This is a genomic window from Streptomyces tricolor (assembly GCF_002155905.1).
In the GTDB taxonomy this organism is placed as follows: domain Bacteria; phylum Actinomycetota; class Actinomycetes; order Streptomycetales; family Streptomycetaceae; genus Streptomyces; species Streptomyces tricolor.
Genome location: NZ_MUMF01000021.1, coordinates 1 through 20,789, shown reverse-complemented (window position 1 = coordinate 20,789; position 20,789 = coordinate 1). Strand labels below are relative to the sequence as shown.

Here is a 20,789-nt window from a genome sequence, read left to right as displayed (position 1 = left end):
GGCGCTCGTGTCACCGTCTTACGACGTCATCGTCATCGGACTCGGCGGCATGGGCAGCGCCGCCGCCCACCACCTGTCCGCGCGCGGCGCCCGCGTCCTCGGACTGGAGAAGTTCGGCCCGGTCCACAACCGCGGCTCCAGCCACGGCGGTTCACGCGTCACCCGGCAGTCGTACTTCGAGGACCCGGCGTACGTACCGCTGCTGCTGCGCGCCTATGAGCTGTACGAGGACCTGGAACGGGCCACCGGACGGGACATCGCGATCCTGTCGGGCGGCGTGATGGTCGGCCCGCCGCAGTCGCGGACCGTCTCGGGCGCGCTGCGTTCGGCGACCGAGTGGGACCTGCCGCACGAGATGCTGGACGCGAAGGAGATCCGCCGCCGCTTCCCCACCCTCAACCCGTACGACGACGAGGTCGCCCTGTACGAGGCGAAGGCGGGCCTGGTCCGGCCCGAGAACATGGTCGCCGCACACCTTCAGCTGGCCACCCGGCAGGGCGCCGACCTGCACTTCGAGGAGCCGGTGCTGCGCTGGGAGCCGTACCGGGACGGGGTGCGCGTCCACACGGCGGAGAACACGTACACGGCCGGCCAGTTGGTGGTCTGCCCCGGCGCCTGGGCACCGCGGCTGCTCACCGACCTGGGGGTGCCGTTCACCATCGAGCGGCAGGTCATGTACTGGTTCCAGCCCCGGGGCGGCACCGAGCCCTTCCGGCCCGAGAACCATCCGATCTACGTCTGGGAGGACGCGGCCGGCGTCCAGGTCTACGGCTTCCCGGCCATCGACGGCCCGGAACTCGGCGCCAAGGTCGCCTTCTTCCGCAAAGGGCAGGTGACGACTCCGGAGACCATCGACCGGACCGTGCACGAGGACGAGGTCCGGGCCATGGCGGACCACATGTCCCGCTGTGTCCCGGACCTGCCGGGCACCTTCCTCAAGGCCGCCACCTGCATGTACTCCAACACCCCGGACGAGCACTTCGTGATCGCCCGGCACCCCGCGCACCCGGAGTCGGTGACCGTGGCCTGCGGTTTCTCCGGGCACGGGTTCAAGTTCGTGCCGGTCGTCGGCGAGATCCTGGCCGACCTGGCGCTGACCGGGTCCACCGCGCATCCGATCGGCCTGTTCGACCCCGCCCGCCCCCACGCCCGACCTCGTTCGAGCGGGGGGACCCACGCCACCGCCGCGCCCGCCTGAGGAGCCCGCCCGTGACGACGACCCCGATCTCCCGGAGCCCGATCTCCCCGAGCCTCATCGCGACCCTTCCGGGCCATTACTACACCGACCCGGAGGTGTTCCGGCGGGAGCAGGAACGCATCTTCGAGTCGCTGTGGTTCTGCGCGGTGCGCAGCGCCGATCTGGACCGGCCCGGCGCCTTCCGCACGGTCCAGGTGGGCCGCGAGAGCGTCATCATCACCCGGACCCGCGCCGGCGAGCTGCGCGCCTTCCTCAATGTGTGCCGGCACCGGGGAGCGCGGCTGTGCACCGAGCAGTCCGGCACGGTGCGGCGCAACCTCCAGTGCCCGTACCACGCATGGACGTACGACCTCGACGGCACATTGATCGCCGCGCCCAACTTGATCAAGATGCCGGACGTCGACCGGGTCGCGTACGGATTGATCAAGGTCGCCTTGCGCGAGTGGCTCGGCTACGCCTGGGTGTGCCTGGCCGACGAACCGCCCTCCTTCGAGGACACGGTCATGTACGCGGCGGTGGAACGGCTCGGCGACGCCGCGGCCATCGAGCACTACGGCACCGAGCGGCTGGCCCTCGGCAAGCGCGTCACCTATGACGTGCGGGCCAACTGGAAGCTGATCGTCGAGAACTTCATGGAGTGCTATCACTGCGCGACGATCCACCCCGAGCTCACCGAGGTGCTCCCGGAGTTCGCCGACGGCTACGCGGCCCAGTACTACGTCGGCCACGGTGCGGAGTTCGGTGCGGAGGTCAAGGGCTTCACGGTGGACGGCAGCGCCGGCTTCGGCAAGCTGCCCGAGGTGACCGCCGACCAGGACCGCCGCTATTACGCCATCACGGTCAAGCCGACCGTGTTCGTCAACCTCGTCCCCGACCACGTCATCCTGCACCGCATGTTCCCGCTGGCCGAGGACCGCACGGTGGTGGAGTGCGACTGGCTGTACGCACCGGAGGTGGTGGCCTCGGGCGCGGACGTGTCGAAGTCCGTGGAGCTGTTCCACCGCGTCAACGCGCAGGACTTCGAGGCGTGCGAGCGCACCCAGCCGGCGATGTCCTCGCGCGCGTACCGCCGGGGCGGGGTGCTGGTGCCGAACGAGCACCACATCGGGATCTTCCACGAGTGGCTGCTGGACCGGCTGGGGGATGCTCATGCCTGACCTGTACATCGACGGTACGTGGCGGTCCGCCCTGGACGAGCGCACCCGGGAGATCCGCTGCCCCGCCGACGGCTCCCTCGTCGGGGTCGTGGACGAGGCCGGCGGCAAGGACACGGTGGAGGCCGTCGCGGCGGCCCGGCGCGCCTTCGACACCGGCCCCTGGCCGCGCACCCCGGCCGCCGAGCGCGCCGACCTGCTCCTGCGGGTCGCCGGCCTCCTCGCCCGGGACAAGGACGCCATGGCCCGCGCCGAGTCCCTGGACACGGGCAAGCGGCTGGTGGAGAGCGCGTACGACATGGACGATGTCGTCAACTGTTTCCGCTACTTCGGGCGGCTGGTGGCGAGCGAGACCGGCCGGGTCATCGACACCGGGCGGGCGGACGTCGACAGCCGGGTGGTGTACGAGCCGGTGGGCGTCTGCGCCCTGATCACGCCCTGGAACTACCCGCTCCTCCAGACCGCGTGGAAGGTCGCCCCCGCGCTCGCGGCCGGAAACACCTTCGTCCTCAAGCCCAGCGAGCTGACCCCGCACACCGCGATCCACCTGGTCCGGCTGCTGGCGGAGGCGGGGCTGCCGCCGGGCACGGCCAATCTGGTGCTGGGCGCCGGTCCGGAGGCGGGCGCCCCGCTCGCCGACCATCCGGACGTCGACCTGGTCTCCTTCACCGGCGGCCTGCAGACGGGCCGCCGGCTGATGGCGGCGGCGGCCGGCACGGTGAAGAAGGTCGCGCTGGAACTCGGCGGCAAGAATCCCAACATCGTCTTCGCGGACGCCGACTTCGAGGCGGCGGTCGACATGGCGCTGACCGCCGTCTTCCTGCACTCCGGGCAGGTCTGCTCGGCGGGTGCCCGGCTCCTGGTCGAGGACGCGCTGCACGACCGGTTCGTGGCCGAGGTCGTACGGCGGGCCCGGCGGATCCGGCTGGGCGGGCCGTTCGACGAACGGGCGCGGACCGGGCCGCTGATCTCGGCGGCGCACCGGGCCAAGGTCGAGGCGTACGTGGCACGGGGCATCGCGGAGGGCGCGGTGCTGCGCTGCGGCGGCGCCCGGCCCTCCGGCCCCGGCTACGACGAGGGCTTCTACTACCTGCCGACCGTTCTGGACGAGTGCGCGAGCGGCATGTCCGTGGTCCGGGAGGAGTCCTTCGGGCCGGTGCTGACGGTCGAGCGCTTCAGCACCGAGGCGGAAGCCGTCCGGCTCGCCAACGACACGGTCTACGGCCTCGCGGGCGCCGTGTGGACCGGCGACGAGGCCAGGGCCGCGCGGGTGGCGGCGGGGCTGCGGCTCGGCACGGTCTGGATCAACGACTACCACCCGTACGTGCCGCAGGCCGAGTGGGGTGGTTACAAGCAGTCCGGGTTCGGACGCGAACTCGGACCGGCGGGGCTCGCCGAGTACCGCGAGACGAAGCACGTCTGGCGCAACACCGCGCCGGCACCGCAGGGCTGGTTCGACTGACAGCCAGAGGAGTCCGCTCATGACGACCACCGAGCAATCGCCAGGCCCCCACCACCACGACGACACCGAACTCGCCGAGTTCGGCTACCGGCCCGAACTCAGGCGCACCCTGGGCAACTTCCACACCTTCGCCGCCGGGATCAGCTACATCTCGATCCTGACCGGCACCTTCCAGCTCTTCTACTTCGGCTACGGCAGCGGCGGTCCGGCCTATTGGTGGTCGTGGCCGATGGTGTTCGGCGGCCAGTTCATGGTGGCGCTGTGCTTCGCCGAACTGGCCGCCCGCTATCCGGTGGCCGGCTCGGTCTACAACTGGTCGAAGAAGATCGGCAATCCGCATCTCGGCTGGCTCGCCGGGTGGCTCATGCTGATCGCGTCCATCGTGTCCATCTCGGCGGTCGCGCTGGCCTATCAGCTGACGCTGCCGCAGATCTCGTCGGTGTTCCAGTTCGTGGGGGACGGCACGGGCAAGTACGACGTGGCGACCAATGCCGTTGTCCTCGCGGCCGTGTTGATCCTGTTCACCACATTGATCAATGCGTTCGGCGTCAAGCTGATGGCCATGATCAACACGGCGGGCGTCTTCATCGAGTTGATCGCGACCGTTGTATTGATCATCCTCTTCGCCGTCCACATCACCCGCGGCCCTGACGTCGTCATGGAGACGAACCACACGGGATCGGGGTACTCCACGGGGTACCTCGGTGCCTTCCTGGTGGCCTCGCTGGCGTCCGCGTACGTCATGTACGGCTTCGACACCGCCTCCTCTCTCGGCGAGGAATGCCTGGACCCGTCCCGGAACGCCCCGCGCGCGATCATCCGCGCGATCGTCGCCTCGTTCGTCCTCGGCGGCCTGGTGCTGCTGCTCGCGCTCATGAGCGTCTCCAGCCTCAAGGGCGACAAGCTGTCCACCGACGGCCTGCAGTACGTCGTGCTCGACGTGCTCGGCCCGACGGCCGGCAAGGCGATGCTGTGGTGCGTGCTGATCGCGGTCACGGTGTGCGCGCTGGCCGTGCACACGGCGGCGATCCGGCTGGCGTTCGCCATGGCCCGGGACAACAACCTCCCCGCGTCCTCGCTGCTGGCCCGGGTCAGCCCCCGCTTCCAGACCCCGGTCCTGCCGGCCGTGATCATCGGCGTGCTGGCGCTGGCGATCCTCGTGGTCAACATCCGCCAGCCGCAGATCTTCACGGTCGTCACGAGCATCGGCATCATCATGATCTACCTCGCCTACCTGGGCGTCACCGCGCCGATGCTGGTGGCCCGGCTGCGCGGCACGTGGCAGCCCGCGGGCGAGGGCAGGTTCTCGCTGGGCCGCTGGGGGCTGCTCGTCAACCTCGTCGCGGTGGTGTGGGGCGCGGCCATGACGGTCAACCTCATCTGGCCGCGCGCCTCGGTCTACAACGCCGCGGCGCCGTACCACTGGTACCTGCGCTGGGGCGCGGTCCTCTTCGTCGCGGTCATCGCCGGCGGTGGCTTCGCCTACTACTGGTTCGTCCAGCGGCACCGCACCGGCGTGCTCGCCGAGCACCGCCTGGACGCCGCGTCCGCCGCCCCGACCGCTCCCCTCGCCGCCCCCGCGGCCGAGTGATTCCGCCCGATTCCGGCTGGCCAGGAGGTCACATGAGCATCGATGAGTTCGACTACGTCGTGGTCGGTGGCGGCACCGCGGGCAATGTCGTGGCCGCCCGGCTCTCCGAGGATCCCTCGGTGACGGTGTGCGTGCTGGAGGCGGGCCCCAGCGACGTCGGCGACGACGACGTCCTCAAACTGGAGCGCTGGATGGGGCTGCTGGAGTCGGGATACGACTGGGACTACCCGGTCGAGCCGCAGACCAGCGGCAACAGCTTTATGCGGCACGCGCGCGCGAAGGTGCTGGGCGGCTGTTCGTCGCACAATTCCTGCATCGCCTTCTGGGCGCCCGCGGAGGACCTGGACGACTGGGCGGCCCAGGGCTGTACGGGCTGGAGCGCGGCCGACCTGTTCCCGCTCTACCGGCGGCTGGAGAACAACGACGCGCCCGGCGACCACCACGGCCGCACCGGCCCGGTGAAGCTGCGCACGCTGAAGGGCGGGGATCCGTGCGGGGCCGCCCTGCTGGAGGCGTGTGCCCAGGCCGGCATACCCACGGTCCCGTTCAACACCGGGAGGACGGTGGTGCGCGGGGCCAACTGGTTCCAGATCAACTCCGACGAGAACAACATCCGCCAGTCCTCGTCCGTGGCCTATCTCCACCCGGTCCTCGGCAGACGGCCGAACCTGGACGTCCGGACCGGGGTGCGGGCCAAGAAGCTGGTGCTGGAGGGGCGGCGGTGCGTGGGGGCGCAGTACCTGGACCCCGACCTGGTGCACACGCGCACGGTACGGGCCCGCCGCGAGGTGATCGTCTCCTGCGGCTCGATCGACTCCCCGAAGCTGCTGATGCTCTCCGGCATCGGCCCGGCCGGGCATCTGCGCGAGGTCGGCGTCGAGGTCGTGGTGGACGCCCCGGGCGTCGGCGAGAACCTCCAGGACCACCCCGAGGGCGTGATCATGTGGGAGGCGAAGCAGCCGATGACCACCACGTCCAGCCAGTGGTGGGAGGCGGGCATCTTCTACGACACCGAGCCCGGCCTGGACCGGCCCGACCTGATGTTCCACTACGGGTCGGTGCCGTTCGACATGAACACCGCCCGCTGGGGCTACCCGACCTCGGAGAACGCGTTCTGCCTGACCCCCAACGTGACGAAGGCGAAGTCACGCGGCACGGTACGGCTGCGGACGCGGGACTACCGGGACAAGCCGAAGGTGGATCCGCGGTACTTCACGCACGAGCACGACGTACGCGTCATGACGTACGGGCTGAGGCTCGCGCGGAGGATCGCCGCACAGCCGGCGCTGAGCGGCTGGGCGGGCGCCGAGCTGGCGCCGGGGCCGGACGTCCGGACGGACGAGGAGTTGCTGGAGTACATCCGCAGGACGCACAACACCGTCTACCACCCGTCCTGCACCGTGAGGATGGGCGCCGACGACGACCCCTCGGCCCCGCTCGACGCGCGGCTGCGGGTCAAGGGGGTCGAGGGACTGAGGGTCGCCGACGGGTCGGTGATGCCGGACCTGATCGCGGTCAATCCATGCATCACGACGATGATGATCGGAGAAAAGTGTGCCGATCTGATCAAGCAGGACAGCTGACCACTACGCCGGCTTCTTGAACATCCGGGTCGCCGTGATCTCGCTGTGCACCGCCTCTCCGGCCTGGGGCGGCTGGGGCAGACCGGGCCTGAGGTGCTCCTCCACGCTGATGTACTTCAGGCCCGCCCGCAGGTCGGCGTCGTTGCGCAGGCGGATGACCAGCGGGAACTCGGCGAGCGCGGTCGTGTCGAACAGACCGGTGGTGTACAGCAGCTGCACGCCCAGCGCGTCGGAGACGGCTCGCTGCAGCTCCAGCAGATAGGTCGCGTTGGCGCGGCCGATCGGGTTGTCCAGGAAGAGCGTGCCGGCGTGCCGGTGCTTGTCCCGCCCCCGGTCGTTCGAACGCAGCGCGGCCATCGTGCAGTACAGGGCGATGGCCGCGGTGAGCAGCTGACCGCCCGAGAACACGTCGCCCATCTGGCCGACGGGGACGCGCTCGGCGCGCAGTACGGCGTCGGGCTTGAGGATCTCGACGGCCACGCCCTTCGGCTGCAGGGCCGCCGCGACTCCCCGCAGCAGCAGGGACATGCCGTCCCGGCGCAGGTCGGAGTTCTTCTTGACGGCCGCGCGCGTGGCCTCGTCGATGACCTCGCCCAGCCGCTCGGTGAGCGTGGCCTGGTCGGGCTCCTCGAAGCGGATGCGCAGGAACTCCTGCCCGGACCACTCGCCGAGCCCCTCCGGCAGCCGGGAGAGCCGCTGGGCGGAGCGCAGCGTCGCCAGGGCCGACTCCACCAGGCCGCGCAGCCGGTCCACGATGGAGTCGCGGTTGCGCTCCAGCTGGGCCAGTTCGTCCGTCAGGACGCGCAGCCGGGGCGCGAACGCGTCCGCCCACTTCTGGGCGTGCTCGGGCAGCGCGGAGGCGGGCAGTTCCCGGATCTGCTGCCGGGCCGGGGTGCGCACCTGCTCGTAGCGCGTGGAGTTGGCGTGCCGGACGAGGACGTCGCTCGCCTCGCGCACGGCCGCCTCGGCGGCGGACAGGTCGGCGGCGCAGCCCCGCAGCGAGCGGCGGGCCTCGGCGGCGGAGTGCCGGGCCTCCTCCAGGGTGCCCGGGTACGGCTCCGGCTCCTCCTGCTCCTCCTCGGGGGTGTGCTCGCGCAGCAGGTCGCGGAGCATCGCGGCGATCTCGTCGAAGCCGCCGGCCGCGTCCTCGGCGGCGCGGTGGGCGTCCAGCAGCTCCGCGTGCGCCTCGCGGGCCTCGGCCAGCGCCTCGGTGCGGGCGGCGAGTTCGGCCGTGGCGGTGCGCAGCAGCGCCTGGGCGTGCTCGGCGTCGCGCGGGACGAGTTCCTCGGGCAGTTCGGTGTGCGCCTCGCCGTCCTCGGGCGCGTGCCGTTCCGCCTCGCCGCGCAGCCGGCCGAGCTGCTCGCTCGCGGTCGACATACGCGTCTCCAGGAGCTGCACCAGCTCCTCCGCGCGCGCGGCGGCGGCCTGCCGGGAGGGCCCGTCGGAGCCGTCCGGCGACTGGAGCAGCTGTTCGGCGCGGGTGCGGACCTTGTTGCTGAGCCGGTCCAGTTCGGCGCGGGCGGCGCTCTCGTCGCTCTCCGCGCGGGCCTGCTCGGCGCGCAGGTCGGCGCCGACACCGACCTTCTCGTACACCTGGGAGGCGGCCCGGTAGGCCTCGCGGAGGGCGGGCAGGGACGCCTTCGGGGCGTCCGCGTCCTCGACGGGCACGTCGTCGGGGGCGCCGGCGATCTCGGAGCGCTCGGCGCGCAGGGCGCGCGCGGTGCGGCGGGCGTCGTCGGCGGCGCGCTGGGCGGCCCGGCGGTCCTCATCGGCGGCGCGGGCCCGCTCCAGGCACGCCTGCGCACGGGCCTCGGACTCGGCGGCATCGTCGGCGAGTTCGCGCAGTTTCGCCTGCCAGCCGGCGCGCTCGCGGAGCCGGAAGGCGAGACCGGCGAGGGCGTCGGCGGCGCGCCGGGCCTTCTGCGCGGCCTCCTGCCGTTCGTCGCGGATCCGGGCGGCCTCGGCGGCCGTCTCGTCGGCCTCCGCGCGCGCGGTGCGGGCCTCGGCGAGTTCGGCCTCGGCCTCCTCGGCGAAGGCGCGGGCCTCCTCGGCGGCCCGGGCCAGCTCGGTGAGGCGTCCGGCGGGGCAGCCGGTGCGCCAGGAGGCGAGCCGCGCGGCCAGTTCCCGGTCCTTGCCGAGGCGGGCGGCGAGGGCGCGGATCTCCTCGTCGCGTTCGGTGGCCCGTGCGCGCAGTGCCTGGCGTTCCTCGTCGGCGGCGTGTTCGTCGTGCATGGCCGGGTTCGGGGGCACGAGGAAGACGTCGCTCGGCGTGGCGTCACCGGCGGGGGCGGGGGCGAGCAGGGCCGCCGCGGTGCCGACGGCGACCGTGGAACGCGGCAGCAGGGCGGCGTCGCTGAGCGCCTCGCGGGCACGCGCGTGCGTGTCCGGGTCGGTGATGATCACGCCGTCGACCAGTTCGGGACGGGCGGCGAGCACGCGCGCGTGGTCGGCGGGATCGACGGCCTGCGCGAGGTAGCGCCAGCCGGGCAGCGCCGGGATGCCGTGTTCGCCGAGGAACTCGACGGTGGCCAGCACGTCCGGGCCGGGCGGCAGCAGCCCGCCGTCACCGAGGGCACCGAGGATGCGGGCGTCGTCGGCGGCGGCCGTACGCAGGTCGAAGAGGTGCCGTTCGGCGGTCGAGACGGCGTCGTCGAGGAGTTCGCGCAACTCGTCGGCGAAGCGGTCGAGTTCCTCGGGGGTGAGGGTGCCCTCGCCGACGGTCCGGGGGGCCGGGACGGCGTCGTCCGCCCCGCTGCGGGGGCCGGGCACGCTCGCGCGTGCCGCCGCCGGCGCGCCCGGCAGGCTCAGCAGCTCCGCGAGCCGCTCCTCGGCGGCCAGCGACTCGGCGAGGCGCCGCTCGGCCTCGTAGGACCGCTCGGCCGCGGTCGCCGCGTCCGCCGCGCGGGCCGCGGTCAGCTCCGCGCGGGACTCCGCCGAGGCCGCTTCGCGGGCCTGCTCGGTGGCCTTGCGGGCGGCCTCGCGCGCCGCGTCCCAGGCGGCCACGGCGGTCTTCTCGGCGTCGCTGGCGGCGAGCGCGGCCCGCGCCGGGTCGGCGTCCGGCGCGCTGTCGTCCAGCCAGCCGGCGCGGACGGCCTCGGCGGTCTCCTGCTCGACCTCGGCGAGCCGCTGGCGCAGGTGCCCGGCCTCGCTGCGGGCGCGCTGCGCCTCGGTCGCGGCGGCGGTGGAGTCGCGGTAGGCGGAGTCGCTGACCTCCTGGAGCGCGGCGGACCGCTCCTCCTCCTCGTTGGCGAGGGTCTCGGCGCTCTCGGCGGCGGCGTGCAGGGCGCGTACGAGGTCCACGGCGGCCTTGGCGCGGGCGGCGAGCGCGGGGGCCGCGTCCCGTTCGGCCTCCTGGATGGCGGCGGACACGCGCGCGACGCGGTCGGCGGCGGCGCGGTGGCGCAGCACGGCCTCGGCGGCCTGCCAGGCGGAGTGCAGGGTGCGGGCGTCGGCCAGCTCGCGCTTCTGCGCGGCGGCGGACTTCTCGGCGGCGGCCAGCGCCAGCGAGGCGTGCCGGTAGGCGAGTTCGGCGGCGACGAGGGAACTGCGCTCGCGGGCGCCCTCCGAGTGCGTGACGGCGTACGCGGCGGCCGTCACCCGCTGCGCGAGGTCGGCGGCCCGGATCCGCTCCTGCACGGCCCGCGCGGACAGCCGCCGGGCCAGCGTGCGGGTGCGGCGCTCGGCGCCCGCGTGGACGTCACGCGCGCGTGCCCGCGCCTCGGCCGCCTCCACGATCCGGCCGAGCAGGTCGACCGAGCCGGCGGTGAAGTCCCGTTCGGCGATCAGCTCGGCGCGCCGGCCGAGCTTGTTGCCGAAGCCGCTGACCAGGTCGGCGAGGCCGTCGGTGTCGCGGGTGTCGGTGACCGCGCGCAGCAGCAGGTCGGTGAAGTCGGAGTCCTTCTTGACCGCGAAGAGGCCGGCCGCCTCGCCCTCGTCGGCGTTCATCTCCCGCTGGTAGCGGAAGAGTTCGGGGTCGAGGCCGAGGTCGCCGAGGTGCTCGGTCCAGCGCTCGTGGATCTCCTCCCAGTGCACCTCCAGGTGCGGGTAGGCCTTGCCGGCCTCCATGAGGGCGTCGCGGAAGCCCTTCATGGTGCGGCGGCGGCCCTGCGCGCCGGAGGTGCCCTCGGCGGGCGGTCGTACGGCGGTGGCCTCGGCGACGGGCAGGTTGTCCAGGCTGAGGCCGGGACCGGGGCGGAAGGAGTACCAGGCCTCGGCGAACTTGCGCGGGTCGTTGGAGACCTGCCGGCCGCGCCACTCGCTGACCTTGCCGACGACCACGCACTCGCCGGTCTGCACGTGCTGCCACTCCAGGGCCACATGGCCGCAGTCGTCGGCGAGCAGGAACTTGCGCAGCACGCCGGAGCTGGCACCGCCGAGGGTGTTGCGGTGGCCGGGCAGCATCACCGAGAAGATCAGCTTGAGCAGGACGGACTTGCCGCCGCCGTTCTCCAGGAACAGCACGCCCGCGGGCGCGGGCCGGCGCGGCGGACCGGACGGCTCCTCCTCGAAGAACTCCGCCTGCGTGGGCGCCGGGTCGGGCACGGGCTGGCCGACACCCCGCAGGTCAAGCACGGTGTCGGCGTAGCGCGCACCGGCCGGACCGATGGAGTAGAGGCGGACCCTGGACAGCTCGTACATGGCGGACTCTCGTAAGTCTGATGAAAGGTGCGGTGGTTCGGGGACGTCTGGGGCTGCGGGAGCTTCCGGGCGTCAGGAGTGGAACGGCAGCCCGGCGTCGGCCACCAGGTCCAGGTCCTCGGTGTCCTCGGCGGGCAGCAGCGTGGCCGTGCCGTCGGTGACCGGGACGACGCCCAGCTCCAGCAGTTCGGTCAGGGCGGCGTTCCCGGCCATGTCGCGGACCTGGAGCTGGTAGCGGGCGGTGGTGCGGTAGGTGCCGCCGTTGTCGTCGCCGGTGCGCTGCAGGAAGCCCGAGTCGGTGAGGAAGGCCAGGGCCTTCGCCACGATGCCGGTGGTGGAGGCGGCCGGCCGGCGGGCGTCCTTGGTGGCGCCGGTGGCGCTGCGTCTGGCCCAGATCCGCCAGGCGGCCTCCAGGCCGGGCGCGTCGGTCGCCGGGTCGGTGTTCTCGCCCTGCTCCTCGGCGCGCTCCTCCAGGCGGCGGCAGGCCTGCCGTACGAAGGCGTCGACGCCGTTGACGGTGACCCGGCCGATGTAGGAGTCGTCGGCCAGGTCCTCCGGGCGCGGGAACGCCAGCGCGGCGACCGCGAGATGGGCGAGTCCGTGCAGGAAGCGGTCGCCGGAGTCGGCGGCGGTGCGACGCGCGTAGTCACCCATGCGGACGGCGAAGACCGAGTCCTCGGCGGCGGTCACGGCCATGCCCGCGCGCGGGGACACCTCCAGCACGACGAGCCCCAGACCGGCGGCGACGGCGTCCGCGAGCCGGGCGAACGCCGGGTCGTCGCGGTAGCGGCGCAGCAGTTCCGTGTACTCCTGGTCGCGCGCGGGCGCCAGCTTCGGCTGGAGTCCGAAGGCGACGAGCCGCGCCGCGTCGGCGGCGTCGGCGGGGGTGACGGTAGAGCCCGCCGGCGGGGCGGCAGGCTCGGGTTCACTCCGGTCGACGTGCTCGGTCACGGGTTGGGCTCCTTGTCGTGCTGTGGTCCACTCATGCTGCTTCCGTCCGGTCCGCGGCCATCCCGGCCGCGTCCAGCAGGGCCGTTCCCACGATGAGGTCCGCCCCGCCGAACTCGGGATCGTCCAGCTCGGTCCCGTCGTCCACGGCGAACAGCAGCTTCTGCTCGCCCTGCCGGTAGGCGGTGCCGACGGCCGGGCTGGCCGCGTGCACCGCCAGCAGCGCCACCAGGTAGGCCAGGTCCGGATCACCGGTCCGGCGGGCCTCGGCGAGCAGTCCGGAGAGCCGGCGCGGGGCGTCGGCCGGCAGGTCCAGCAGCTCCGTCGCGGCGGCCAGCTGCTCCTCGCTGAACCGGCTGTCGTCCGGTGTGGCGATCAGGTCGGGTTCGGGCATCTCCGCGCCCAGGTGCTCGCGCTCCACGGGCGGGGTCAGCAGTATGTCGACGAGGTCCGCGACCCGGACGGACACGGGTGTGCGCAGTCCGGTGCCGCGCGCGAAGAACGCGTCCGTCACCCGGATCGCCTGCTCCAGGGGAAGCGGCAGCACGGGGGCGACGAGATGGCCGTAGAGGTCTATCCCGGACGTCGTCGCCGGCGTGGCGAAGGCCTGCCGGTCCTGTTCGGCGCGGAACAGCGGGCCCGCCTCCAGCAGGCGGGACTGCAGCTGGGTGTGGCGCCGGATGCAGTCCTTGACGATGTCGACCAGCTCGGCGGCGCGCCGCTTGTGCTCCGGCTCCTCGGTCTCGTCGCGCGCCTTGCGGATGTTGGTGAGGATGGCGTTCTCGTGGCGGTAGCGCTCGGCCACGTGGTCCAGCGCCTCGGCGATCATGTCGGGGACGGCGTTGAGCCAGTCGACCGCGCGGACGTTGCGCCGGGTGGCCTCCAGGGCGCGGCGGAGGGTCTCGGAGTACTGCACCGTGCGGTAGCGGGCCTGCTCGGCGGCGAGCTGGGCGTCGGCGAGCCGGCCGCGGTTGATCAGCACCTCCAGCTTGACCTCGGCGGCGATCTGGGCGCTGGTGACGTCGGTGTCGAGGGCGCCGACCAGGACGTTGACCGCCTCGTCGGTCGTCCGCAGGTACACCGTGCCGCCGGGGCCGGGGACCTCCTCGATCAGCTTGAAGTCGTAGTCGCGGCGGACGTACGTGCCGTCCGGTGCGAAGGTGCCGTAGACCGCGCGGAAGCCGCGGTCCACGCTGCCGACGTTGATCAGGTTCTCCAGGACCCAGCGGGCCACGCGCTCGTGCTCGGCGGCGGGCCGGTGCGGGGCCTGGGCGGCGATGCGCGGGATCAGCCGGGCCACGATCTGCTCGTGGTCGGCGCCGGTGTCGAAGTCCATGTTCAGCGTGACCAGGTCGATGGCGGCCAGCGCCACCTCGGCCATCCCGTACACCGAGTACTCGCCGGCCAGGTTGGCCTTGCGCGCGTCCAGATCGTGCAGCGGCGCGGTGCACGCGAGCGCGCGCAGCCGACGCGCCAGCCCCTCGTCGGCGGCCGGACCCGGAGCCGGGCGCGGCCCCGCGCTGAGCTGGGGCGGAACACTGTCCGTCGATGCAGGCGAAGTCACGGTGCACAGACTAGGTCCTGGGTCTGACATCGGCCCAAACGAGAGGCTCGGCCGGTCCGGCCGGCACGGCCGCGGGGCGTCGTCCGGGCGCAAACCGTCCGGGGCCGGCCGGCCGTTCCCCGCGCCGCTAAGGGGCGCTCTCCTCGCCCACCCGGCGCCGGTACACCTCCACCACGCGCTCCAGCGAGTCCGCGAGATACGTCTCCAGCATCCGTTCCGCGCCGCGCCGGTCCCCCGCCTGCAGCGCCTGCAGGATCTGGGCGTTGCGGGCGAGGTAGGGCTCGTGCAGGCGGCGCGGGTCGTCCACGACGTGGAAGGCCAGGCGCAGCTCTGCGAAGACGCTGCGCATCAGTTCGTCGGTGCGTTCGCTGCCGGCGAGGGCGACCAGTTCCCGGTGGAAGTGGATGTTGGCCGTGCCCAGCCCTTTCCAGTCGTTCTCGGCCGCCGCCGTCCGCCCTTCCTCGACCGCCGCGATCAGCCCGCCCAGCCGGTAGGGCGGCCCGCCCAGCCCCCGGACGACGGCGCACTCGACGAGCGAGCGCGTGCGGTAGATGTCCTCCACGTCCTCGACGGTCAGGACGCGTACGAACACGCCGCGGTTGAGTTCGTGGATCAGCAGGCGCTCGTGGGTGAGCAGCCGGAACGCCTCGCGCAGGGTGTTGCGGGAGACGCCGAGCGCCCCGCCGATGCTGTCCTCGGACAGCCGGGTGCCGGGCGGGAAGTAGCCCTCGGAGATGCGGCTCCTGAGGATGTCCGAAACGCGCTCCGCGGTGCTCGTACGGCCCAGGAGGACCCGGTCGCCGGCCAGTCCCGTCAGCTGCTCTGCCATGCCGGAATTCAATCGCAGCCACCAGAACGAAACAACATGGGTATTGAAGGATCGTTGAACGATCCTCTACGGTGCTCCGCACGGCTCACTTTCCAGCACCCTCCGTCCCTCATCTGCGAGGTGCCCATGAGCACGACCCCACCACCCCGGTCCGCGCCCTCCACCGACGTACGCCCCGCGCGGGACGAACCCACCGCCGAGGACGGCCCGTTCGGCTGGTTGCGCGCCCTCGGGCCGCGCGGCCGGCGCGCGTTCGCCGGTGCTTTCGGCGGATATGCCCTGGATTCCTACGACTACTTCACCCTGCCGCTGAGCATGGTGGCGCTCTCGGCGTACTTCGGCCTCAACAGCGGCCAGACCGGCCTGTTCACCACGGTCACGCTGGTGGTCTCGGCGGTCGGCGGCGCCGCCGCGGGCGTGATCGCGGACCGGGTGGGCCGGGTCCGGGCCCTGATGATCACGGTGATCACGTACGCCGTCTTCACCGTCGCCTGCGGCTTCGCGCCCACCTACGAGACGCTGCTGGTCTTCCGCGCGCTCCAGGGCCTCGGCTTCGGCGGCGAGTGGGCGGTCGGCGCGATCCTGGTCGCCGAGTACACGAGCGCGCGCCACCGGGGCCGTACGCTCGGCGCGATCCAGAGTTCCTGGGCGGTCGGCTGGGGACTGGCGGCGATCGTCTACACGCTGGTCTTCTCCTTCGCCGACGACGACCTGGCCTGGCGGATCATGTTCTGGACCGGCGCGCTGCCGGCCCTGCTCGTGGTCTGGCTGCGCCGCCAGGTGCACGACGCTCCGGCGGCGACTGCGGCCCGCGAACAGGACCCGCGCCGGGGCTCCTTCGCGGCGATCTTCCGGCCGGGCCGGGACGGCGCCCCGGGCCTGCTGCGCACCACGCTCTTCGCGAGCCTGCTGTCCACCGGCGTGCAGGGCGGCTACTACACGCTGGCGACCTGGGTGCCGACATACCTGAAGTCCGACCGCGGCCTGTCGGTCGTCGGCACCGGCGGCTATCTGACCTTCCTGATCTCCGGCGCCTTCCTCGGCTACCTGACCGGCGGCCACCTGACCGACCGGCTCGGTCGGCGGAACAACATCTGGCTGTTCGCGCTGCTGTCGGCGCTGTGCATCCTGGCGTACGCGAACATCCCGCACGGCGCCAACACCCTGCTGCTGGTGCTCGGTTTCCCGCTCGGCTTCTGCATGTCGGCCATCTTCAGCGGCTTCGGCTCCTACCTGAGCGAGCTGTATCCGACGGCGGTGCGCGGCACCGGCCAGGGCTTCACGTACAACACGGGCCGCGCGGTGGGCGCGGTCTTCCCGACCCTCGTGGGCTTCCTCGCGGACAGCTGGGGCGTCGGCGGGGCGCTGGTCTTCGGCGCGATCGGCTACGGCCTCGCGGCGCTGGCGCTGCTCGGCCTGCCGGAGACGCGCGGGAAGGAGCTGGCGTGACCGGGGTGGAGCGTACCGAGGACCGTCCTGTCATCACCGTCGACGCGCACGCGCACGCGTGGAGCCCCCAAACGGCGCGGGCCCGCTTCCGCGCGGGGCTGACCGGGCCCACCGCGGGAGTCGCGGCGGGCCACACGCAGGCCAACCTGATCGCGGTGCCCGCCGACTGGGCCTACGACATGCTGCTGTTCTGCCAGCGCAATCCCAAGCCCTGCCCCGTGCTCGACGTCACGGACGCCGGCGCTTCGACGACCGTCCTCGCCGAGGGTGCCGATCTGCGCACCGACCTGCCGCGCTACCGGGTGTGGCAGGACGGCGAGCTGGTGGACGAGCCCACGGACGCGCGCGCGTACTGGCGGGACGACCTGGTGTCGTTCCTGCTCGGGTGCAGCTTCACCTTCGAGTGGGCGCTGGCCCGGGCGGGCGTGCCGATCCGGCACGTGGAGCAGGGCCGGAACGTGCCGATGTACGTGACCGGCCGGGAGTGCCGGGCGGCGGGCCGGCTGCGCGGGCCGATGGTGGTGTCCATGCGGCCGGTGCCGCCCGAGCATCTGCGGGCGGCGATCCGGGAGAGCAGCCTGCTGCCGGCCGTCCACGGCGGTCCGGTGCACTGCGGGGATCCCGCGGCCCTCGGCATCGAGGACCTCGGCCGGCCCGACTTCGGCGATCCGGTGACCGTCGCCGACGGCGAGATCCCCGTGTTCTGGGCCTGCGGGGTGACCCCGCAGGCGGCCGTGACGGCCTCCCGGCCGCCGTTCGCGATCACGCACGCGCCGGGCCAGATGTTCCTGACCGACGCCCGCGACGAGCAGTACCGGCTGGTCGGCGTCGACTGAGACCGGCCGTACGCGCCCCCCGCCCCCGAACATCCGCAGCGAACCGGAGACACGAGAACACCATGACCGCGATCGATCTGAACGCCGACCTCGGCGAGGGCTTCGGCCGCTGGCGGCTGACCGATGACGAGCAGCTGCTGTCCGTCGTCACCAGCGCCAACGTGGCCTGCGGCTTCCACGCCGGGGACGCGGCCACCATGCGCCGGGTGTGCGACCTGGCGGCCGAGCGCGGGGTGACGATCGGCGCGCAGGTCTCCTACCGGGACCTCGCGGGCTTCGGGCGGCGCGCGATGGACGTGCCGCCCGCCGAGCTGGCGGCCGAAGTGGCCTACCAGATCGGCGCGTTGGAGGTGTTCGCGCGGGCGGCGGGGGCGCGCGTGGCGTACGTCAAACCGCACGGCGCGCTCTACAACCGGGTCGTGCACGACGAGGAGCAGGCCCGCGCGGTCATCGACGGCGTGCGGCTGGCGGACGCCTCGCTGCCGGTGCTGGGTCTGCCCGGCTCGCGGCTGCTGGCGCTGGCCGCCGAGGCGGGGCTGCCGGCCGTCACGGAGGCCTTCGCGGACCGCGCGTACACCGACGAGGGCACGCTGGTGCCGCGCGGCCGGGACGGCGCCGTGGTGACCGACCCGGACGCCGTCGTGGAACGCTCGGTGAGCCTCGCGCGCTCGGGCGCCGTGATCGCGCAGTCCGGCGCGCGGATCCAGGTGCGGGCCCGGTCGCTGTGCCTGCACGGCGACACGCCGGGCGCGGTGGGCCTGGCGCGGCGGGTGCGCGAGCGGCTGGTGGCCGCGGGGGTGCGGGTGGAGGCGTTCGCGTGAGGGCGCTGCCCGTCGGCGACGACGCGCTGCTCGTGGAGGTGTCGTCCGGAAAGGAGGCACAGGCCCTGCACGCGGAGCTGGTGCGGCGCCGCGCGGAGGGCGCGCTCACCGTGCGCGAGATCGTCCCGGCGGCCCGTACGGTCCTGCTCGACGGACTGGCCGACCCGGCCCGCTGGGCGGCGGAGCTGACCACCGCGCGGATACCGGAGGTGCCCGCCCACGCGCGCGGGCCGATCGAACTGCCGGTGCGCTACGACGGCCCGGACCTCGCGGCGGTCGCCGAGCGCTGGGGGGTGTCCGAGGGGGAGGCGGCCCGTATCCACGCCGGCACCGAGTTCACGGTGGCCTTCTGCGGTTTCGCGCCCGGCTTCGGCTATCTCACCGGGCTCCCGGACCGCTTCCACGTCCCGCGCCGCGCCACCCCGCGCACCTCCGTGCCCGCCGGTGCGGTGGCCCTGGCCGGGCCCTACACCGGCGTGTACCCGCGCTCCTCACCGGGCGGCTGGCAGCTCATCGGTACGACGGACGCGGTGCTGTGGGACCACACGCGCGTACCGGCCGCGCTGCTGGCCCCGGGAGCACGCGTACGGTTCGTACCGGTGGAGGACGCATGACCGGGGAGCGGACGGCGGCACGCGCACGCGTGGACGCCGTGACGGCGCGGACCCCGGCCGGGGAGGGCGGATGACCGATCGTGCGCTCGTCGTGGTGCGCGCCGGGGCGCTGACCACCGTGCAGGACCGCGGGCGGCCGGGGTACGCGCATCTCGGCGTGCCCCGTTCCGGCGCGCTCGACGCGCCCGCCGCGGCACTGGTGAACCGGCTCGTCGGCAACCCGCCGGACGCCGCCGTCCTGGAGACCACGCTCAACGGCTGCGCCGTGCGCCCGCGTTCGACGGTGACCGTGGCGGTCTGCGGCGCGCCGTGCCCGGTGGCGGTGGGCGGCCGTCCGGCCGCGTGGGGCGCCCCCGTCCTGGTGCGGGCGGGTGAGCTGCTGGAGGTGGGCGCGGCCACGGCGGGCGTACGCAGCTACCTCGCGGTCGGCGGCGGCGTCGCCGTGGAGCCCGTGCTCGGCAGCCGCGCCACCGACCTGCTGTCCGGCCTGGGCCCGGCCCCGCTGGCGGACGGCATGGTGCTGCCGCTGGGCGCCCCGTACGGCCCTCCCGCGCGCGTGGACGGCACGCCGCAGCCGCGTCCGCCGGCCGAAATCGTGCTCCGGGTGATTCCGGGCCCGCGCGCCGACTGGTTCACCGCGCGGGCGCTCCGGGATCTCGCCACGCGCGCGTACCGGGTCTCCGCGGCGAGCAACCGCATCGGCCTGCGTACCGAGGGGCCCGCGCTGGAGCGGGCGCGGCCCGGTGAACTCCCCAGCGAGGGCATGGTCCTCGGCGCGGTGCAGGTCCCGCCGGACGGGCGCCCGGTGGTCTTCCTCGCGGACCATCCGACCACCGGCGGCTACCCGGTGATCGCGGTGGTCCGCGCCGCCGACCTGCCGGCCGCCGCGCAGGCGCTGCCGGGCACCCCGGTCCGGTTCGTACCGGTGCGCCGCCGCTGAGCGTCGGCGGCCGTGCCGTCCGCGACAGCCCCGGAACCCGCGACGGCGCCCGCTGCCTGGACCGCCGTGCCGCCCTGGGCGCGGTGCGGCTCGGCCGCGACGACCGGGACGGCCGAGACGGCCTCGGCTGGGCCTCCCGCCGCCTCGCCGGCCGCGACGGGGCCCGCCGCGCCCCCTTCGACGGGCCCCGCCTCAAGACCCCCCACGTTCAGGGCCGGCCCCGTGAAGGCGTCTGCCGTAAGGGCGTCTGCCGCCTCGGCCACGCCGCCGCCGGCCGCCGGCAGGGACGCGAGCGCCGCCGAGACCGCGGCCGACGCGCGCAGGTCCAGGCGGGCGCCGGTGCCCCGGGCCCGGTGGTGCAGTTCGTCGGCGGCGAGGCGCAGCAGCTGCGGCAGCAGATCGGTGCAGCGCCGGAGTACCCAGCCGGTCCCGGCCGTGGCCAGCCACCGCAGGCTCGCCGTGCGGGTCGGCGCGGGGGACTCCGGCTCGGCCGAGGGCGGTTGCCCGGTCGCGCGGCCGGTCTCGGCGAGCAGGGCGTGACAGCGGACGGCGAGCTGCCGGTGTCCGCGCTCCCCCGGGTGCAGCCGGTCCGCGCTCCACAGGGTCCGGTCGCTGATCCAGCCGTCGTCCGCCGCGTGCAGGTGGACGGCGCCGTACCGGTCGGACAGGGCGTGCACGACCGCGTTGACGGCCCGTTGCCGGCGGGCCAGCGGGCGGGCCAGGGCGTCGGGGAGCCGGAGCATCGCACCGGGGTCGGGCAGACAGGCGGTGAGCAGTGTGGCGCCCTGCCGGGCGAAGGACGCGTAGACCTGGTCGAGGTGCGCCGCCACGGCGTGGATGTCGAAAGTGCGGCGCAGCGTGTCGTTGACGCCGATGACGACGGACACCAGGTCGGGGCGCAGCGCCAGGGCGGCCGGCGTCTGCCGCTCCAGCACGTCCCGGGTCTGCGCCCCGCTGACCGCGAGGTTGGTGAAGCGCACGTGCTCGCTGTCCTCGGCGAGGGAGGCCGCAAGCAGCGCGGCCCAGCCCCGCCACCCGGCACCGGCCGGGTCGCCCACGCCCTCGGTCAGCGAGTCCCCGAGGGCGACGAACCGGACGGGTCTCACGCCACACCCTCCGGCACGGCGGGCCGGGCGTCGTCCCCCGGCCCGCCGTGCCGGAG

General features: G+C 73.8%; 14 protein-coding genes and 1 pseudogene. 10 read left to right on the top strand and 5 right to left on the bottom strand.

From position 1 onward, the window contains the following. The first annotated feature begins 7 nt into the window (after positions 1–7). Genes solA through CCN44_RS01850 form a run of 5 tightly spaced genes read left to right on the top strand, consistent with a single transcriptional unit; the run spans position 8 to position 6,988 of the window. A complete protein-coding gene (solA, locus tag CCN44_RS01870; protein WP_059248160.1) occupies positions 8–1,198 on the top strand; it encodes an N-methyl-L-tryptophan oxidase in 1,191 nt (396 codons plus the stop codon). Positions 1,199–1,209: 11 nt separating this feature from the next. After that, complete coding sequence (locus CCN44_RS01865; protein WP_086696677.1) at positions 1,210–2,355, top strand: aromatic ring-hydroxylating oxygenase subunit alpha; 1,146 nt, start codon at positions 1,210–1,212, stop codon at positions 2,353–2,355. Further along, positions 2,348–3,814 (top strand): aldehyde dehydrogenase family protein, encoded by a 1,467-nt coding sequence (locus CCN44_RS01860; protein WP_086696681.1) that lies wholly within the window; start codon positions 2,348–2,350, stop codon positions 3,812–3,814. Before CCN44_RS01865 ends, CCN44_RS01860 begins: the two co-directional genes overlap by 8 nt. A 19-nt stretch (positions 3,815–3,833) precedes the next feature. Beyond that, positions 3,834–5,405, top strand: coding sequence for an APC family permease (locus CCN44_RS01855; RefSeq protein ID WP_059248162.1), 1,572 nt, complete (start codon positions 3,834–3,836; stop codon positions 5,403–5,405). A 32-nt stretch (positions 5,406–5,437) separates the two neighbouring features. Beyond that, positions 5,438–6,988, top strand: a complete 1,551-nt coding sequence (locus CCN44_RS01850) for a GMC family oxidoreductase (protein WP_059248163.1) — start codon at positions 5,438–5,440, stop codon at positions 6,986–6,988. Positions 6,989–6,991: 3 nt separating this feature from the next. On the opposite strand, the gene CCN44_RS01845 is transcribed toward CCN44_RS01850, so the two are convergent. The 4 genes from CCN44_RS01845 to CCN44_RS01830 all read right to left on the bottom strand — a co-directional run bounded on the left by CCN44_RS01845 (position 6,992) and on the right by CCN44_RS01830 (position 14,967). Further along, positions 6,992–11,626, bottom strand: a complete 4,635-nt coding sequence (locus tag CCN44_RS01845) for a coiled-coil domain-containing protein (protein WP_086696676.1) — start codon at positions 11,624–11,626, stop codon at positions 6,992–6,994. A 72-nt stretch (positions 11,627–11,698) separates the two neighbouring features. Then, on the bottom strand, positions 11,699–12,577 hold the full coding sequence (locus tag CCN44_RS01840) for a hypothetical protein (RefSeq protein ID WP_059248165.1): 879 nt from the start codon (positions 12,575–12,577) through the stop codon (positions 11,699–11,701). A gap of 31 nt (positions 12,578–12,608) precedes the next feature. Further along, a complete protein-coding gene (locus CCN44_RS01835; RefSeq protein ID WP_086696675.1) occupies positions 12,609–14,138 on the bottom strand; it encodes a hypothetical protein in 1,530 nt (509 codons plus the stop codon). A gap of 127 nt (positions 14,139–14,265) precedes the next feature. Next, the gene (locus CCN44_RS01830; protein ID WP_086696674.1) at positions 14,266–14,967 is read right to left on the bottom strand and encodes a GntR family transcriptional regulator; all 702 of its coding nucleotides are present in this window, start codon (positions 14,965–14,967) and stop codon (positions 14,266–14,268) included. 126 nt (positions 14,968–15,093) lie between these two features. Here CCN44_RS01830 and CCN44_RS01825 point away from each other — a divergent pair, with 126 nt between their 5' ends. The 5 genes from CCN44_RS01825 to CCN44_RS01805 all read left to right on the top strand — a co-directional run bounded on the left by CCN44_RS01825 (position 15,094) and on the right by CCN44_RS01805 (position 19,627). Beyond that, positions 15,094–16,416 carry an MFS transporter gene (locus CCN44_RS01825; protein WP_086696673.1) on the top strand — a complete coding sequence of 441 codons (1,323 nt, stop codon included), beginning with the start codon at positions 15,094–15,096 and terminating at the stop codon, positions 16,414–16,416. 5 nt (positions 16,417–16,421) lie between these two features. Then, entirely contained in the window at positions 16,422–17,252 is an 831-nt protein-coding gene (locus CCN44_RS01820; protein ID WP_086696680.1) for a putative hydro-lyase, read from the top strand. A 62-nt stretch (positions 17,253–17,314) separates the two neighbouring features. Further along, complete coding sequence (locus CCN44_RS01815; protein ID WP_059248169.1) at positions 17,315–18,073, top strand: LamB/YcsF family protein; 759 nt, start codon at positions 17,315–17,317, stop codon at positions 18,071–18,073. Next, positions 18,070–18,687 (top strand): 5-oxoprolinase subunit B family protein, encoded by a 618-nt coding sequence (locus CCN44_RS01810; RefSeq protein WP_059248170.1) that lies wholly within the window; start codon positions 18,070–18,072, stop codon positions 18,685–18,687. Before CCN44_RS01815 ends, CCN44_RS01810 begins: the two co-directional genes overlap by 4 nt. Positions 18,688–18,757: 70 nt before the next feature. Further along, the gene (locus CCN44_RS01805) at positions 18,758–19,627 is read left to right on the top strand and encodes a 5-oxoprolinase subunit C family protein (protein WP_086696672.1); all 870 of its coding nucleotides are present in this window, start codon (positions 18,758–18,760) and stop codon (positions 19,625–19,627) included. Between the two features lie 281 nt (positions 19,628–19,908). Here the strand turns inward: CCN44_RS01805 and CCN44_RS01800 are convergent. Beyond that, positions 19,909–20,733, bottom strand: a pseudogene (locus CCN44_RS01800) (SGNH/GDSL hydrolase family protein); the annotation flags it as partial. Between the last annotated feature and the right edge of the window lie 56 nt (positions 20,734–20,789).

Excerpts from the sequence above, each read along its gene's own strand:
- CCN44_RS01805 (WP_086696672.1), top strand. The coding sequence starts at position 18,758 with ATGACCGATCGTGCGCTCGTCGTGGTGCGCGCCGGGGCGCTGACCACC.
- CCN44_RS01830 (WP_086696674.1), bottom strand. The coding sequence starts at position 14,967 with ATGGCAGAGCAGCTGACGGGACTGGCCGGCGACCGGGTCCTCCTGGGC.
- CCN44_RS01855 (WP_059248162.1), top strand. The coding sequence starts at position 3,834 with ATGACGACCACCGAGCAATCGCCAGGCCCCCACCACCACGACGACACC.
- CCN44_RS01825 (WP_086696673.1), top strand. The coding sequence starts at position 15,094 with ATGAGCACGACCCCACCACCCCGGTCCGCGCCCTCCACCGACGTACGC.
- CCN44_RS01845 (WP_086696676.1), bottom strand. The coding sequence starts at position 11,626 with ATGTACGAGCTGTCCAGGGTCCGCCTCTACTCCATCGGTCCGGCCGGT.
- CCN44_RS01860 (WP_086696681.1), top strand. The coding sequence starts at position 2,348 with ATGCCTGACCTGTACATCGACGGTACGTGGCGGTCCGCCCTGGACGAG.
- CCN44_RS01850 (WP_059248163.1), top strand. The coding sequence starts at position 5,438 with ATGAGCATCGATGAGTTCGACTACGTCGTGGTCGGTGGCGGCACCGCG.
- CCN44_RS01815 (WP_059248169.1), top strand. The coding sequence starts at position 17,315 with ATGACCGCGATCGATCTGAACGCCGACCTCGGCGAGGGCTTCGGCCGC.